The 15,396-nt window shown below is 67.1% G+C and carries 19 protein-coding genes; 5 read left to right on the plus strand and 14 right to left on the minus strand.

The genetic code is table 11. From position 1 onward, the window contains the following. Nucleotides 1–4 precede the first annotated feature (4 nt). The 6 genes from cysG to AC5JCN_RS03545 all read right to left on the minus strand — a co-directional run bounded on the left by cysG (nt 5) and on the right by AC5JCN_RS03545 (nt 5,925). Nucleotides 5–1,417 carry a siroheme synthase CysG gene (gene cysG, locus AC5JCN_RS03520; protein WP_495753612.1) on the minus strand — a complete coding sequence of 471 codons (1,413 nt, stop codon included), beginning with the start codon at nt 1,415–1,417 and terminating at the stop codon, nt 5–7. A gap of 122 nt (nt 1,418–1,539) precedes the next feature. Then, entirely contained in the window at nt 1,540–1,887 is a 348-nt protein-coding gene (locus AC5JCN_RS03525; protein WP_495753613.1) for a 2Fe-2S iron-sulfur cluster-binding protein, read from the minus strand. Between the two features lie 97 nt (nt 1,888–1,984). Then, nucleotides 1,985–3,052, minus strand: a complete 1,068-nt coding sequence (locus AC5JCN_RS03530) for a sulfate/molybdate ABC transporter ATP-binding protein (RefSeq protein WP_495753614.1) — start codon at nt 3,050–3,052, stop codon at nt 1,985–1,987. After that, entirely contained in the window at nt 3,036–3,887 is an 852-nt protein-coding gene (gene cysW / locus AC5JCN_RS03535; protein WP_495753615.1) for a sulfate ABC transporter permease subunit CysW, read from the minus strand. The genes AC5JCN_RS03530 and cysW overlap by 17 nt, the downstream gene beginning before the upstream one ends. After that, nucleotides 3,880–4,776, minus strand: a complete 897-nt coding sequence (cysT, locus tag AC5JCN_RS03540; protein ID WP_495753616.1) for a sulfate ABC transporter permease subunit CysT — start codon at nt 4,774–4,776, stop codon at nt 3,880–3,882. Before cysT ends, cysW begins: the two co-directional genes overlap by 8 nt. A gap of 96 nt (nt 4,777–4,872) precedes the next feature. Further along, a complete protein-coding gene (locus AC5JCN_RS03545) occupies nt 4,873–5,925 on the minus strand; it encodes a sulfate ABC transporter substrate-binding protein (RefSeq protein WP_495753617.1) in 1,053 nt (350 codons plus the stop codon). 221 nt (nt 5,926–6,146) lie between these two features. Between AC5JCN_RS03545 and AC5JCN_RS03550 the strand changes: the two genes are divergently transcribed. Further along, the gene (locus AC5JCN_RS03550; RefSeq protein ID WP_495753618.1) at nt 6,147–6,410 is read left to right on the plus strand and encodes a YMGG-like glycine zipper-containing protein; all 264 of its coding nucleotides are present in this window, start codon (nt 6,147–6,149) and stop codon (nt 6,408–6,410) included. Nucleotides 6,411–6,413: 3 nt separating this feature from the next. Here the strand turns inward: AC5JCN_RS03550 and AC5JCN_RS03555 are convergent, their stop codons facing one another. Then, nucleotides 6,414–6,980, minus strand: coding sequence for a sigma-70 family RNA polymerase sigma factor (locus AC5JCN_RS03555; protein WP_495753619.1), 567 nt, complete (start codon nt 6,978–6,980; stop codon nt 6,414–6,416). Beyond that, nucleotides 6,980–7,252: a NepR family anti-sigma factor gene (locus AC5JCN_RS03560; RefSeq protein WP_495753620.1), complete on the minus strand. Its 273-nt coding sequence runs from the start codon at nt 7,250–7,252 to the stop codon at nt 6,980–6,982. The genes AC5JCN_RS03555 and AC5JCN_RS03560 overlap by 1 nt, the downstream gene beginning before the upstream one ends. Nucleotides 7,253–7,468: 216 nt before the next feature. On the opposite strand from AC5JCN_RS03560, the gene AC5JCN_RS03565 reads away from it, so the two are divergent. Next, nucleotides 7,469–8,272, plus strand: coding sequence for a response regulator (locus AC5JCN_RS03565; RefSeq protein WP_495753621.1), 804 nt, complete (start codon nt 7,469–7,471; stop codon nt 8,270–8,272). Nucleotides 8,273–8,361: 89 nt separating this feature from the next. Here the strand turns inward: AC5JCN_RS03565 and AC5JCN_RS03570 are convergent, their stop codons facing one another. The 3 genes from AC5JCN_RS03570 to AC5JCN_RS03580 all read right to left on the minus strand — a co-directional run bounded on the left by AC5JCN_RS03570 (nt 8,362) and on the right by AC5JCN_RS03580 (nt 9,794). Continuing rightward, nucleotides 8,362–8,877, minus strand: coding sequence for a hypothetical protein (locus AC5JCN_RS03570; protein ID WP_495753622.1), 516 nt, complete (start codon nt 8,875–8,877; stop codon nt 8,362–8,364). Beyond that, on the minus strand, nt 8,874–9,221 hold the full coding sequence (locus AC5JCN_RS03575; protein WP_495753623.1) for an ElaB/YgaM/YqjD family protein: 348 nt from the start codon (nt 9,219–9,221) through the stop codon (nt 8,874–8,876). The genes AC5JCN_RS03570 and AC5JCN_RS03575 overlap by 4 nt, the downstream gene beginning before the upstream one ends. Before the next feature lie 306 nt (nt 9,222–9,527). After that, nucleotides 9,528–9,794: a hypothetical protein gene (locus AC5JCN_RS03580; RefSeq protein WP_495753624.1), complete on the minus strand. Its 267-nt coding sequence runs from the start codon at nt 9,792–9,794 to the stop codon at nt 9,528–9,530. A gap of 190 nt (nt 9,795–9,984) precedes the next feature. Here AC5JCN_RS03580 and AC5JCN_RS03585 point away from each other — a divergent pair, with 190 nt between their 5' ends. Then, the gene (locus tag AC5JCN_RS03585) at nt 9,985–10,485 is read left to right on the plus strand and encodes a pyridoxamine 5'-phosphate oxidase family protein (protein WP_495753625.1); all 501 of its coding nucleotides are present in this window, start codon (nt 9,985–9,987) and stop codon (nt 10,483–10,485) included. A 4-nt stretch (nt 10,486–10,489) separates the two neighbouring features. Here the strand turns inward: AC5JCN_RS03585 and AC5JCN_RS03590 are convergent, their stop codons facing one another. Both AC5JCN_RS03590 and AC5JCN_RS03595 read right to left on the minus strand, forming a co-directional pair. Next, a complete protein-coding gene (locus AC5JCN_RS03590; RefSeq protein WP_495753626.1) occupies nt 10,490–10,693 on the minus strand; it encodes a hypothetical protein in 204 nt (67 codons plus the stop codon). A 77-nt stretch (nt 10,694–10,770) separates the two neighbouring features. Next, nucleotides 10,771–13,035 carry a mechanosensitive ion channel family protein gene (locus AC5JCN_RS03595; protein ID WP_495753627.1) on the minus strand — a complete coding sequence of 755 codons (2,265 nt, stop codon included), beginning with the start codon at nt 13,033–13,035 and terminating at the stop codon, nt 10,771–10,773. A gap of 221 nt (nt 13,036–13,256) precedes the next feature. Between AC5JCN_RS03595 and AC5JCN_RS03600 the strand changes: the two genes are divergently transcribed. After that, on the plus strand, nt 13,257–13,472 hold the full coding sequence (locus tag AC5JCN_RS03600) for a Rho termination factor N-terminal domain-containing protein (protein ID WP_495753628.1): 216 nt from the start codon (nt 13,257–13,259) through the stop codon (nt 13,470–13,472). 410 nt (nt 13,473–13,882) lie between these two features. After that, complete coding sequence (locus tag AC5JCN_RS03605; RefSeq protein WP_495753629.1) at nt 13,883–14,242, plus strand: response regulator; 360 nt, start codon at nt 13,883–13,885, stop codon at nt 14,240–14,242. A 3-nt stretch (nt 14,243–14,245) separates the two neighbouring features. Here AC5JCN_RS03605 and AC5JCN_RS03610 read toward each other — a convergent pair whose 3' ends face one another. Beyond that, a complete protein-coding gene (locus AC5JCN_RS03610) occupies nt 14,246–15,337 on the minus strand; it encodes a sensor histidine kinase (RefSeq protein ID WP_495753630.1) in 1,092 nt (363 codons plus the stop codon). Nucleotides 15,338–15,396: the final 59 nt, after the last annotated feature.

Raw genomic sequence — 15,396 nt, forward strand, 5'->3', positions numbered from 1 at the left:
TTCCTCAGGCCGCTGCGGCAAGGCACGGCGCCATGGCTTCCGCGGTGGAAATGTCGGCTTGCCGGATGGCCGGCCCGCACAGGATCAGAACGGGGCCGTCCACGTCGTCCCTGGCGCTGAGCGCCGGGACGTCGGCGAGCGTTCCCGAGAAGATGCGGCGGTCCCGGCGCCCGGCATTCGCCACGGCGACGACCGGGGTGGAAAGCGCCACGCCGGCGCGGCGCAGGCGGTCGCGGATCTGGGTGCCGGTGCTCTTGCCCATGTAGACGGCGACGGTGCCGCCGCTGCGGGCGACCTCGACCCAGCCGCCGGGCTCGCTGCCGTCCGCCCCGTGCGCCGTGGCGAAGACGACGGAGGAGGCGACCTTGCGCATCGTCAGGGACACCCGCGCATCGGCAGCCGCGGCCAGCGCCGCTGTCACTCCGGGAACGACGTCAAAGTCGATCCCGGCCTCGCGAAGGGCTGCCATCTCCTCGCCGGCGCGGCCGAAAACCAGCGGGTCGCCGCTTTTCAGGCGGGCGACGCGCAGGCCTTCGCGGGCGAGGCGAACCAGCAGCGCGTTGATCTCGGATTGGGTCGCGGAGTGGTTGCCCTTCGCCTTGCCGACGCAGATGCGCTCGGCGTCGCGGCGGCCCATGTCGACGACCTCGGCAGGCACGAGCTGGTCGTGCACGATGACGTCCGCTGTCTGGAGAAGGCGCTGGGCCCGGATGGTGAGGAGGTCAGCCGCGCCGGGGCCGGCCCCGATGAGCCAGACGCGTCCGGTTTCGTCGGCGCCCTCGTCGGACAGGAGCCGCTCGGCCTCGTGGCGGGCTGCTTCGAGATCCCCGGCGAGGGCCAGCTCAGCGGCGCGGCCGTCGAACACCTTCGACCAGAAACGGCGTCGCAGCACGGGGCCGTCCAGGGCCTCCATGACGCGAGAGCGGATCGAGCGAGCCAGTTCGCCGAGCCGGCCGAACTCCGGTGCCAGCATCGCCTCGATCTGGGCCCGGACCCGCTGCCCCAGCACTGGCGCCAGCCCGTCGGTAGAGATCGCTACTGCGATCGGGGCACGGTCGACGATGGCGGGAACGGCGAAGTCGGAGAGGTGAGGGCGGTCCACGACGTTGACGGGGACGCCGGCCCTGCGCGCCATGCGGGAGTAGCGCGTGTCTGTGACTTCGTCGCCGGTTCCCGCGAACAGAAGGGCGATGCCGAACAGGTCGCAGGGTGCCAGCTCGCGGGGGCGGTGCTCGATGCCAAGGCGGTCGGCCAGCTCCGCGATGTCGGGCTCCAGCTCCGGCGCCACCAATACGATCCGGGCGCGGGAGCGCGACAGCAGCCGCAGCTTGTTGAGCGCGGGCTCGCCACCGCCGGCCAGCACGACCGTCCGATGCTCGACCTCGTAGGCCACGGGGAAAAACCGCAGTCCGGACATTTCACACTCTAGACTGTGAATTTATATATTTTACATTACACCATGCGCTATGTCGTGGAAAGGCCAAGACCCCCGCTGAGAGCAGGGGAACCCTGTTCAAGGCGCACAGATTGAGATTTGGGTTAAGCGGCGCGGACAGACGAGGTGCCCTCGTCGGGCTCGCTGCCAGGCGCGAGAACGACCTTGAGGCCGTCGAGCTCGTCGGACATCAGGATCTGGCAGGACAGGCGGGAGTTCGCTTCCACGGCCAGCGCTTCGTCGAGCCGGTCGTTCTCCTCGTCGGTCGGGGGAACCAGCCGGTCGACCCATGCCTCGTCCACGTAGACATGGCAGGTGGCGCAGGCGCAGGCGCCGCCGCACTCGGCCTTGATGGGCAGCCCCCAGTCGCGAATCACTTCCATGACGCGCCAGCCCTCGAGGGCTTCCAGCGCGTGCTCCTTGCCGTCCCGGTCCACGACGATGATCTGCATGGGCGCTCCGTGCTGGGCCACGGCGCGCGCACCGGGCATATAGTCGTCAGGCTGGCTATAAGCCGCACCGGCGTTGCTTGTCGACCGCCTTCCCGCGTCAGGCGGGGAAGATGCGGGCACGATCGAGCGTCAACCCTACCGTGCTGCCAATGGCGACGGCGGGGAGGTCTGCCTCGACCTCGATCAGGCCGTTGTAGCCCTCGACGGCGACCTCCGCGCGATGCCCGGAAGCCGTGCGGCGCACGCCCACGAGCCGCCCCGGAAGAGCACCATCGGCATGCGGGCGCATGCGCGTCTCGGTCGGGCGCAGGAACATGCGGCCCCGCCCGTCCGGCAGGCCGCCGGCCGAGAGCGGCAGGGCACGGCCCGCGAGATGAACGCCGCCACCCCGGATGTCGACGGCGATCTCGGCCGCCTCGCCCACGAACGACACGACGAAGGCGGAGGCTGGCGCGTCGTAGATCTCCTCGGCCGCGCCGACCTGCTCGATCCGGCCCTTGTTGAGGATGGCGACGCGGTCCGCGAGTTCCAGCGCCTCGTCCTGGTCGTGGGTGACGAAGACGGTGGTCTGCCCGGTGCGCGAATGGATCTCGCGGAGCCAGCGACGCAGCTCTTTGCGGACCTTGGCATCCAGCGCTCCGAAGGGCTCGTCGAGCAGCAGGACCTGCGGGTCGATCGCAAGGGCACGGGCCAGCGCGACGCGCTGGCGCTGTCCGCCGGAAAGCTGGCCGGGGTAGCGGCCTTCCAGTCCGGAGAGCTGGACCAGGTCGAGGAGTTCGCCGACGCGACGGCGGATCTCGGCGTCCGCAGGGCGCGTCGCGCGGGGACGGACGCGCAGGCCGTAGCCGATGTTCTCCTGCACGGTGAGGTGTTTGAAGAGGGCGTAGTGCTGGAAGACAAAACCGACGCCGCGGTCCTGCACGCGGACACGCGTGGCATCGCGGCCGTCGAAGAGCAGCATGCCGGCATCAGGCTCCTCGAGACCCGCGATGATGCGCAGGAGGGTCGTCTTGCCCGAGCCGGAAGGGCCAAGCAGCGCGATGAGCTCGCCCTGCGGGATCGTGAGGTCGATGCCCTCGAGCGCCGCATGCGTTCCGAAACGCCGCGCGATGCCGCGGACGGCGATCTCGACCCCGCGCGTCTGGACGTCAGTGACGGTGTCCACCCGCGATGGCGTCGGCGTATCTCCATTCGAGGAAGGATTTCGCGGCAAGGGTGACGAGCGCGAGAAGGGCGAGGACGGAGGCGACCGCAAAAGCGGCGACGAAGTTGTATTCATTGTACAGGATCTCGATGTGAAGGGGCATGGTGTTGGTGAGGCCGCGGATGTGGCCCGAGACGACCGACACCGCGCCGAATTCACCCATGGCGCGGGCGTTGCAGAGCAGGACGCCGTAGAGCAGTCCCCACTTGATGTTGGGCAGCGTGACCGTGAGAAAGGCACGCCAGCCGGAGGCGCCCAGCGTCAGCGCCGCTTCCTCGTCGGCGTTGCCCTGCTCCTGCATCAGCGGGATCAGTTCACGCGCCACGAAGGGGAACGTCACGAACATCGTCGCCAGCACGATGCCGGGCACGGCGAAGATGATCTGCAGCCCGTGGCTCTTCAGGTATGGCCCGAGCAGACCCTGCGCCCCGAAGAGCAGCACGTAGATCAGGCCGGACACAACCGGTGACACGGAGAAGGGCAGGTCGATGAGGGTGACCAGCAGGCTCTTGCCGCGGAACTCGAACTTGGCGATGGCCCAGGCGGCGGCGACGCCGAAGACGGCATTCAGCGGGACCGAGATTGCGGCGACGAGCAGCGTCAGGCGGATCGCGGCCAGGGCGTCCGGCTCCGTGAGGCTTTCGGCGTAGGCGCCGAGCCCCTTGCGCAGCGCCTCCGTGAATACGGCGGCCAGCGGCAGCAGCACGATCACGGCCAGGGCAAGCATGGCGAAGACGATGAGCGCGATGCGCGCTCCCCGGCTTTCGCCGGCGGGAGAGGCGAGGCGGCTAGACATGCCCGAACCTCTTCCGGCTCCACGCCTGGATCAGGTTGATGACGAGCAGCATGGCGAAGGAGATGGCCAGCATGATCGTCGCGATCCCGGTGGCGCCGCGATAATCGTACTCCTCCAGCTTCACCACGATGAGGAGCGGTGCGATTTCGGATACGTAGGGCAGGTTTCCGGCGATGAAGATCACCGAGCCGTACTCTCCGACGGCGCGGGCGAAGGCCATGGCGAAGCCGGTGAGGATGGCCGGGATAAGCGGCGGCAGGATCACGCGCGTGATGGTCTGAAGCCGCTCGGCGCCCAATGTGGCCGACGCCTCCTCGATCTCGCGGTCGATCTCGCCGATGAGGGGCTGGACGGTGCGCACGACAAACGGCAGACCGACGAACGCGAGGGCGACGAAGATGCCGAGGGGCGTGAACGCCACCTTGATCCCCAGCGCGGCCAGCGGCTCGCCGATCCAGCCATTCGGGGCGTAGATCGCGGCGAGCGCGATGCCTGCGACGGCTGTGGGCAATGCGAAGGGCAGGTCGACGAAGGCGTCGATGAGCCGGCGGCCCGGGAAGGAATAGCGGGTCAGGACCCACGCGATCGGAACGCCCGCCACCACGTCGAAGATCGCCGCGGCCAGCGCAACACCGAAGCTGACCTTGAGGGCCGCAAGCACGCGCGGCTCCGTCGCGATCGCCAGCAGTCCGTCGATCCCGAGGCCGGACGCCTTCAGAACGAGGGCAGCCAGGGGCAGGAGGACGAGGCCGGACAGCCAGAGCAGCGTCCAGCCCATTGCCAGCCCGAACCCCGGCAAGGCATTGCCGCGGCCTCGCCTGCCCGGGCGTACCGGGAGGAGGGGCGTTTCGCCTGTCGGCAGGAGGGCATCGGCGACGGTCACGGTCATCCTGTCGTCATTGTGAGATAAAGCGTCGCACCGGAATAAGGCGGAGCTCTGTCCAAGGGGACCACGGGGTTGAGCCCGTGCTTTGGGTCGGGCCTGCTACTTCGCTGCCTTCTGGACCTCGTCGAAGATGCCGCCATCGGCGAAGTGCGCCTTCTGCGCCTTCGTCCAGCCGCCGAACATCTCGTCGATGGTGAAAAGCTTCACGTCCTGGAGCTTGGCGAGGTCTTCCTTGGCAGCGGCCTGGGGCTTCGAGGGACGGTAGAAGTTCCTGGCGATGATGGCCTGCGCCTCATCGGAATAGAGGAAGTCCAGGTACGCCTTGGCGGCCGGGCGGGTGGTGTCGTCGAGATTGCCATCGACGAGCGCCACCGGCGGCTCGGCCAGGATCGAGACCGACGGCACGACGATGTCGAACTTGTCGGCGCCGAACTCGGCGAGGCTGAGATAGGCCTCGTTCTCCCATGCGATCAGCACGTCGCCGAGGGCGCGCTGCGCGAAGGTGATCGTCGAGCCCCGGGCTCCCGTGTCGAGCACCGGCACGTTCTTGAAGATGGCGGTGACGAAATCCTTGGCCGCCTTCTCGTCACCCTTCGTCTTGCCGATCTGGTACCCCCAGGCGGCGAGGTAGTTCCAGCGCGCTCCGCCCGAGGTCTTCGGGTTGGGGGTGATGACCTGGATACCCGGCCTGGCGAGGTCGTCCCAATCCTTGATGCCCTTGGGATTGCCCTTGCGGACGAGGAACACGATCGTCGACGTGTAAGGCGACGCGTTATTGGGGAGCCTCTTCTGCCAGTCTGCCGGGATCTTGCCGGTCTGCCTGGCGATCTCGTCAATGTCCGCCGCGAGGGCAAGCGTCACGACCGAAGCCTCAAGGCCGTCGATCACCGAGCGCGCCTGCTTGCCGGACCCGCCATGCGACATCTTGACGGCGATGTCCTGGCCTGACTGCTTTTTCCACGACGCCGCAAACGCCTTGTTGATGTCCTTGTAGAGCTCGCGCGTGGGGTCGTAGCTGACGTTCAGAAGCGACGTCTGGGCATGCGCGGCGACGGTCACGAACAGGATGAGGCCGAATGCGCCGGCCAGCAGCAGGAGGTCGCGGATGGTCCGCATGCGCGTCAACGCGCTCGTTCGGGACGTGGCGGTCATGGGTCTTGCTCCCTGTTGACGGCACACTGGCGTGTGGATTTTCGGAATGCAACACAAAAAACGTAGATTATATAATTATACGGATCGGTCTGTGAAATGAGGTGAATTCTGGCGGGGCTTCTAGGCCTTCCAGGCAGGCGCCATCCGCACGCGCCCTTTACGGTTCCTGCAATTTCTTCGTGTTCAATGGGGCGGAAGAACGGAGGGTCTCCGCCATTAACGTGAAAACGATTTTCCCCGCCGCTGCCCTGTGCGTTGCGCTTTCCGCCTGCGGTACGACCCCGAGAGATCGCGTCGTGTCAGGAGGCCTCATCGGCGCTGCGACGGGCGCGACCGTCGGGCTCGTCACGACGGGCGATGCCACGGGGACCGTTCTGGGAGCGGCGCTCGGAGGGTTGGGCGGAGGCATCATCGGCTATGCCACGGCGCCGCATCGCTGCCAGGCCGTCGACAAGTACGGCTACACGCACCGGGTGCGGTGCTAGGCGTCAGCGGTCGTCACGCTTCTCGCCGGACAGTGCAGCCAGCGCTGGCTGCCATTGCGACTCCGGACCGAACTCGCTGGTCGAGGACACCGAGAGCAGTTCGGCTAGGCGGTTGCGGGCCCGGTTGACGCGGCTCTTGATCGTGCCGACCGCGCAGCCGCAGATCTCGGCGGCCTCTTCATAGGAGAGGCCGGAACCGCCGATCAGGATCAGCGCCTCGCGCTGGTCCGGCAGGAGTTTCTGCAGCGCCTCCCGAAAATCGACGAGATCCATGTGCCCGTCCTGGGCCGGATGGGTGGCGAGGCGCGACGCCATCTGGCCGTCGGCATCCTCCACCTCGCGCCTGCGCTTGCGGTGCTCGGAATAGAAGACGTTGCGGAGAATGGTGAAGAGCCACGCCGACACGTTGGTGCCAGGGGTGAAGGATGTGCGATTGGCCCAGGCCTTGAGCAGCGTCTCCTGAACGAGGTCGTCGGCGCGGTCCGGATTGCCGCTCAGCGACATGGCGAAGGCGCGCAGCGCGGGAACGGCGGCGAGCAGGTCTTGCTTCATCTGGGCGGTGTCGTCCATCACTCCCCGTCCTTGGTCGCGCCGCCGTCGGAGAGCGACTGGTCGCTCCCGGGGGCCGCGGTAACGTCGCGATCAAGCTGGTCGAGGAGCTCCAGGAAGCGGTCAGGGACAGGCTGCGACAGGACGCCGTCATAGATGGCGCGAAGTTGCCGGCCGATCTGGGCCTGCAGGTCGGTTTCCAGCGGCACGACCTTGCCATGCTCGTCGGATGCCAATCCGGCCTGCTCCAGCATCATGTCCTTGTCCGTCTTGCGCGGGGTCTTCTCGTCCATCCCAACCTCCACGACCCGGAACTCGGGGCGGTCGCGCCGCCTTGCCATAATGGCGTCGGGCGGATGTGCGCTATACATCCCGGCAGGATCGTGGTCCCGGCTTCAACGCCGCGTCCACACGCCGGTTCCTGACGAGCGGCTGGAACTTTTCCGCCCGGCATTCGTTGGTCATAGCATGACTTTGGTCATGCGCGTTTCCATACAAGGAGGGCAGGGATGTCCATCGCCCAGGCGATCGCGCCGCATCTTCCCTATCTCAGGCGCTTCGCTCGCGCTTTGACAGGGACACAGCAGGGAGGTGACGCTTATGCGGTTGCAACCCTGGAGGCCTTGATCGCCGACCCGTCGTCTTTCGACTCCACGCTGGACTCCCGCGTGGCTCTCTACAAAGCCTTCCTGAAGGTCTGGGGGTCGGTTCCGATCAACCAGACCCCGGAAGCGCCGGGATCGCAGGGCGGTGTTCGCCGCAGCCTCGCGGCCCTTACGCCTCCAGCCCGCGTGGCTTTTCTGCTGAGTTCGGTGGAAAGCTTCGACAATGAGCAGACTGCCGCCGCGATGGACCTCTCGACTGGCGAAGTCGAGAACCTGATCCACGACGCCGGCCGCGAGATCGCCCAGCAGATGGCCACGGACGTTCTCATCATCGAGGATGAGCCGCTGATCGCCATGGATCTCGAATCCCTGGTGGAAAGCCTGGGCCACCGTGTCATCGACGTGGCACGGACCCGGCGTGAGGCGGTGGAAGCCGTCCAGCGCAATGCTCCGGGGCTGGTGCTCGCGGACATCCAGCTGGCCGACGGAAGCTCCGGTCTCGATGCCGTGAACGACATCCTGTCGACGTTCGAGGTGCCGGTGATCTTCATCACCGCCTATCCCGAGCGCTTTCTCACCGGCGAGCGCCCCGAGCCGGCCTTCCTGATCACCAAGCCGTTCCGGACGGAGACGATCAAGGCCGTGATAAGCCAGGCCCTGTTCTTCGATCAGAAGTCGCATCGGACAATGAAAGCTGCTGTGGGTTGAATCGGTTCCGGCCGGCTCCTCACACAAGAAAAGAGGCGCGGAGAAATCCGCGCCTCTTTTTGTTTTGGACGAAGGCTGGTGCCAGATCGCTAGCGGCGACCGCGGTCGATGAAGTGGGCACCGACGAAGCCGCCCATGAGGGCGATGGCTATGACCGACCACGGGCCTGCCGATTTCGTTGCACGTCCCGCTGGGCCGACGCCCTCGGGATCGGCGACTGCCCTGGCTTCCGGCGAGCGCCTGCGTCCGGTCAACAGCTTGGCCGCCGATACCACCCCAGCAAGGTTGGCGAGCGTCCCGCGCAAAGCCTCGGCGCTCCGCTCCGCTTCCCGTCTTGCCCGCGACCGTTGTTCGGCAGCGGCATAGGAATGGATCGCGAAAACGACGATGGCGAGCGCCAGGAAAAGCCCTGCGATGATCAGCGACGCCTCGATCGGGCCGAAGCGAAAGGCGAGCCATGTGTGCAGGGCCGCCACGCCGAAGCCGAGCGCAACGATGGCGAGGATCGCTACCGCTCCCAGCCACACGACGCTCTGGACGGCGCTCGACACGCCGGCCCTGATCGGCCGGGTCCCCGCGTCCACGAGGAGCCGGAGCGCGTTCATGAGCGGTGACGGCTGATGAGGCCGAGGACGAGGCCGATACCGGCCGCAATCAGGACCGAGGTGAGCGGGTTGCGTTCGATCCTGGTCTCGAGCGCGGCGTTGGCGCCGCCGATGCGATCACGGGCCTCGTAGGCAAAGGCCTGCCCGCTGCGGCCGAGTTCGGCGGCGCGGCTGGCCACCTGGTCGCGCGCGGTATCGACGAGGCCGCGCACGGATGATTGTGCGGTGCCGGACTGGTCTCGAACCAGGCTCGATACGGTGTCGGCCAGTCGCGAAAAATCGGCGCGCAGCCGTTCCAGATCGTGCCCAACGTCGGATGGACGGGTATCGCGGCTGCTGAACATCGGAACCTCCAGGATGGGTGGCGCATCGGCGGGAACCTGAGGGCCGGGCAAGCTGCCGGCACCAGGGCGCACGCTGCGCGTTGCATCCGGTAACGTCCCGGCGCTGTCGAGGTTCCGCTGCCTGGCGGGACGGCAGCATTGTTCCTGGATCGCAAAGCCGCGAAAAAAGAAACCCGCAACGGTGGCCGTTGCGGGTTTCAGGTTGTGTCGGCGTTGGCTTGGGAGGGGGCGTTCCTTGTCCTTCGCCGACACGACACTGGCAGAACGCAGAGGAAGTTCCCCCGGTTCCCGAAGCGACAAAAAATTTTAGTCGAGCCCTCGTGCCGTGCAAGCGCGGGTGAGAGACCGCCTAAGGCGACCCAAGGCAAGGTAACCGGCGCGCTCGGCGTCCCAGCGCGGCGCGTGTCCATCCTCGTCCATGTGCCGCATGGCAACGATAAGCCGCATGAAATCGTCGACGGTTTCCGAAAGGTCGCGCGCGAGGGGATGCGAACTGTCCTCAATCGCATCGGGCCGCACCAGGCGCCACTCGGGCGGGTGGATGGTGCCGCCTTCCGGCATGCCCTGTCGCATGGTCTGTCCCTCCCGGGCCGCACCGACGCGACCACCCGCGGGCGAAACGTGCGTCACCCTCCTTGGGTTCCCTCGATTTCCGGCGCCGGACGAGCGGACCGCGACAGCGGAACCCCGGAGCTCAAGCCCGCGTTCTTGAGCGTGAACACAGCCCTTTCATGGGCCTCATCCTGTGAGGGAGATGATTGTCGTGACGGACACAACCGATGTGAAGGCCTCGCTCGATTTCATCTGGTCCACCGTCGACAAGATCAGGACGGGAATGCTGACCACGTTCTCGGGGGAGACCATCCGGGGGCGGCCGATGACCGCGATTCCCCGCCGGGACGAGAATACCATCTGGTTTTTTGCCGATCGAGCAGCCCATGCGGAAGCCGACATCCGCCGCGACCCCCGTGCGTGCATCGCCTTCGCGGACCCGCGGGACCAGACATATGTCTCGCTGACCGGCCGCGTGTCCCTCCACGAAGACGAGAGCCTGAAAAAGGATCTCTGGAACATGGGGGTGGACGTCTACTTTCCCGGTGGGCCTGAAAATCCAGAGGTGGTCCTGATCGGCTTTGAGCCGGAGGAGGGCGAGTACTGGGACTCGCCCTCCAATCCCATCCTGCTTGCGGTGAAGTTCGTGCAGGCCAAGCTGACCAGCGAACGGCCTGACCTCGGCGAGAATGCCAGGGTCCAGCTCGCCTGAGAGCTCAGGCGATCGTCGGCGGGGACTGCGGGTCGCCCGGCATCGGCAGCGGCGGCACGTGACCGGGATCCGGCACTTCCGGCGGACCTCCGGGAGAGGGCGTGTCGGGCGTCAGCGGCGGCACGCCGGGAGTGGGGCCGGGGGTCGGTGACGGCCCGGGAGACGGCGAGGGGGCGGGTCCGGGGCTGGGCTGGATCGGGTCGGACATCGGATCTCCTGTCTGGGAGGTGTGGAACGGGTTCGTAACGCCCGCGCCAACTCCGCGGAAAAGCCGAGGTTCCGGTTTCAGGCGTGGGAGCCTGCGCCCGTCTTCTTCTGGGGCGGCGGCTCATCGGGCAGCCCGACTTCAGCGGCGGCGGAAGCGACCGCTTCCTCTTCGTCCGGCCTGAGTTTCGCCCCGGGTGGCACCTGCACCACCACCTGCGGCCGCGCGAAGGCGATGCCGTTCTTCTCGAACGCGTCCCGCACGCGCTGGTAGACCTCCCGGCGGAGGATGAACTGCTCGCCGGGCTTGGCCATGAACTTGACGCCCACTACCATGCCGATCTGCTCCATCCGTCGCACGCCCTGGCTCTTGGCGGGCTCGAGGAAATGCGGGCCGAACTCCGGGTCCTCCAGCATCTCCTTGCCGATCTGCTTGACGATCTTCTTGACTTTGGACAGGTCGGTCTCGAAGGCCAGCAGGAACTCCAGCTTCAGGATGATCCAGTCGCGGCTGTAGTTGGTGAGGCGCTGGATGGTGCCGAACGGCACCGTGTGGACGGCGCCGCGGTGGTGGCGGATGCGAAGGCTGCGGATCGAGATGCCTTCGACGGTCCCGCGGGTCTGGTCGATCTCAACGTACTCGCCCAGCCGGAACGCGTCGTCGAAAAGGAAGAAGATCCCCGACACGATGTCGCGCACGAGCGTCTGCGCACCAAAGCCGATCGCGATGCCGATGATTCCGGCACCTGCCAGCAACGGCCCGGTGTCGACGCCGAGCGCCCGCATGATGCCGAGGGCCGCCACCACCACCACGATCACGAACAGGAACTTCTCCACCAGCGGCAGGAAGGTCTGCATCCGGCTGGCGGGGCGGACATGCGTCAGGTCGTCGGTGGCTGCTTCCGTGCTTTCGGCCGAGGCCGCCGCGTTGCCGCGGACCAGCGCCTTGACGAGTTCCCAGGCGACATAGGCCAGCAGCACCACCGTGATCACGCCGGTCGCGGCGCGAACGGCATTCTCGCCGAAGCGGTCGCTGGCGAGGCCGACGAAGTCAACATCCCAGATGCGCCCGATCACCCAGGCCGCGGCCAGCGCGCCGAGAACGCGAGCACAGCGGATGACCGCCGGAACCCAGGCCGGCTGACGCATGGCGCCATCCTCCTTCGGACGGGTTCGCACCCGGCGAAGCGTCATCGCGAGAAGGCGGATCATGGCGGGCGCGTAGGCGCAGACCAGCAGCGTCAGGACGCCGGCCCGGATGGCAGGAAGTCCGGTCTCCAGTGCACGCTCGGCGGTCACCACCCAGAGCAGGAAAGACCCGGTGAGGGCGACACCCAGCCAGTGGGCGCGCAGCCAGCCGAAGGGCGGGCCATCCGCCGGGTCGCCGTCCGGCGGCGGCGGTGCCGCCAGCATATCGAGACGCTTCAGCACCGATCCCACGCCGATCATCACCAGCGTCCACAGTCCCAGTGCGACGGACAGCCTGACGTCCTCGGGGGCGCCGGCGCGATGCAGCAGCCCCAGCGCGGCGGCGCCGAAAGCCGCCACCGCATGGATGGCCGCGATGCCGACCCGGAGCGAACGGCCGGCGCCCGGCTGGAGGGCAGCGGGGGAGGGCGGCACGAGAAGCCGCGTGCATCCCGTGGCCAGCAGGTCCGCAAGCCTGACAAGCAGGAGAGACGCGCCCAACGTCGCAAGCAGTGTTTGCTGGCCGACGGGAAGCCCGGCCGTGAAGAGCTCTGCCGCGACCGCGGTGGCGGCCGTAAAGGCTCCCAGTCCGATGGCGCGGGCGGCGATCCAGCGCGGCTTTCTGCGGCGGCCTGCCGTCCCGGCGACCCGAGCGGCAAAGGACAACCGGCCCAGCAGGAGAACCGTGGCTATTTCCGCCGCGAAGCCCGTGACCAGAATCGCAAAGCCCGCGACAAGCATGGGCAGCCACGGCGCGTCCTGAATGTCCAGCGAGGCCTCCACCTGCCGGACGGTGTCTGGGAGAGCCGCTGTCGCTGCGGCGACTGCGACCAGCCGCGATCCGGCGAGCTGGAAGATCGTGGCTGCCTCTCCTGCAAGATCGCCGAGACTGTCCCTCGCATCCTGCGTCTGCACCGGCGCGCGCGCCGACAGCGTGTCGATGAGCACCTGGCGCGCCTGGCGGTCATCGAGACGGCTGACGAAATCGGGAACCTTGGCCGGGTCTTCGGGCGGGGAAGGCGTCTTTGAGCCCGAGCTCTGCCCTGGAAGTGAGGGCAAGGGCATGACCGTGCCCTGGGCGCCCTGAGCCGGAACGGCCATCACCAGCGCGACCACGAATGCAAGGGCCGCTGCGTTCCGCCACAATGAATGAACCATGCTTTCCCCGATCAGGTTCTGCAAACGCTTCGTCTCCCGCGCAGGTTCCGCTCGGGGCGGGAACGAAGGGCCGCAGCCGACGTTTGATGGCTTGGCGCATGAGCGCCACGGCCCCGAGGGGCCGGTGTTCAGCGTTGGCCTGGCGCTTGCATAGCGACAGGCAGAACCGCACGGTCCGGGGTCAGTTCCCCTTCTCCGAGCGGCTCTGGAAGGGCGGGATCATGATGGGGCGTAAAGTGCCGGTTTCATCGAGCCGTTCCCTGGATGGAACGCGCGAGCCAACCGATCAGATCGTCAGCGACCTCAGGTCTTTCGCGCACGACCTCGGCATTCCCGGCTGCTCTGCGATGAGCAAGGACGAGCTCGTGGAAAGCCTGCGCCAGTGCTACATCCTGACCACCTTGCAATCTGGCACACGGCAGGCGCGCGCACGCTGAAGCTTGCCGGCAGGCGCTTTCGTCCTCGCCCCGGCTGACGGCGTGAACGAGGGATTCGGTCCCGTTCTCGCGCATAGCCTCCCGTTTCGATCAGGGTGGCCTCTTCGGAACCATCGTTACTGCGGTTGCGTTCAAGCACGAAATCGCAGGATGATATGATGTCGAGCATTCCGAAATCCGAAGGGACGCAATCTGCAAACGAAGCGTCCCCTCAAGCCAGACGAGATCCGGCACGGCGCCCGGGCCAGCCTGGCAGCCAAGAGGAGAAGGCGCGTGACCCTTCCGGCCCGGGAAGACTGCCGGAGACCGGTGAGCCCTCGCCCGGGGGTTCCGCTCCCGCCGGCCGCACCGGGCCGGCCGGCCCATGAGACGCGCAGCGTGAAGCGTCAAGCACCATGCCGGATCAAGTCATGTCCAGGCCGCTGACGATCCTCTTCGTCGAGGACGAGCCGCTGATCGGCCTGACGCTCCTCGACATGCTGGAGGAGCTCGGGCACCGACCCCTCGAAGCGTCGTCGGCTGCGGAAGCGCTGACGATCTTCAAGGACAATCCGGGCATCGATCTGGTGATCTCCGATCTCGGTCTTCCCGACCTGCCCGGAGACGCGCTGGCGCGCGACCTGCGCTCCATTGTTCCGGGCCTACCGGTGATCTTCGCCTCGGGTTCGCCGCCCCGTCACGACGCGGGCGACGCGCCGACGTTCCACATCTCGAAGCCGTTCCGGATGGAAGAGTTGCGGGACGCCATCATCGCCGTGACGCCGGCCTGAGATTCAGGCCGGTTCGTCCGCGGCCAGCGCAGATTGCGGGAGCAGCAATTCCCAGCGTCCACCCGGCCCGGCGTGGCTGACCACTTCCATCCCGACCTGACGTGCGAGATTGCGGACCAGGAGGAAGCCCAGGCCGCGCGTGGCCGCGCCGGTGTGTCCCGACCCGCTGTCCTCGACTGTGATGCTCGGACCTTCGCCCTCTCGGCCTCGCACATCGATCCGGATCCAGCCATCGCCCGATCCGATCCCATGCGTAAAGGCGTTGGCCAGGATCTCCGACATCATCATGCCGATGACGCTCGCAATGGTGAGGCCGATCGGCAAGTTGTCGCCGCCGACATAGGTTTCGACGCGGGGATTTCCGTAAAGGGAGGACAGCGGGCGCACGAGCCGTCCGACATAATCGAGCACACCGATCATCGAGACGTCGGGGTCTTCGTGCAGCTCCTGCTGAACGATGGCCAGCGCCTGGATGCGCCGGCCGACCGTGTCCAGTGCCTCGCGGCACTGCGTGTCCGCAACGTGCCGGCTCTGCAAAGTAAGAAGGCTGAGAATCACTTGCAGGTTGTTCTTTACGCGATGGTGAACCTCAGCGAGCAGAACATCGCGCTGGCGAATGGCACGCCGCGCGTCCGCAAGTGATCTCGCGGCGCGGACCTCGGCCTCCTTGCGGTCGGTGATGTCGAGGCAGGAGCCGAGAAAGCCCCCGAACGAGCCGTCCGACAGGAGGAGGGGCCGGCCGGTGTCGAGCATCCACCGGTACTCGCCGTCATAACGCTTAAGCCGGTAATCCATCGCGAAGTCGCGACGGTTGGTGAAGGCGGTGACGAAGACTGCCATGCAACGCTCGGCGTCGTCAGGGTGGACACCGTCCAGCCACCCGTAGCCCAGCTCCTGCTCCATGGTTCTGCCGCGGAACGTAAGCCAGGTCCGATTGAAGTAATTGTAGAGCTTGTCGGGACCCGCGCGCCAGATCAGCACAGGCGTCGAATCCGCCAGCTCCCTGAAGCTGTGCGCACTTTCCATGCGTGCTGTTGAACCTGACGGTTCCGCCCCCTTCGACTCCGCACCGACCCATGACGCGTCAGCGTTCAACGTCCGGACTCGATGAAGGTTCCACGCACACGAAAAAGCCCGGCAGTTGCCTGCCGGGC

It is taken from the genome of Alsobacter sp. (assembly GCF_059501845.1).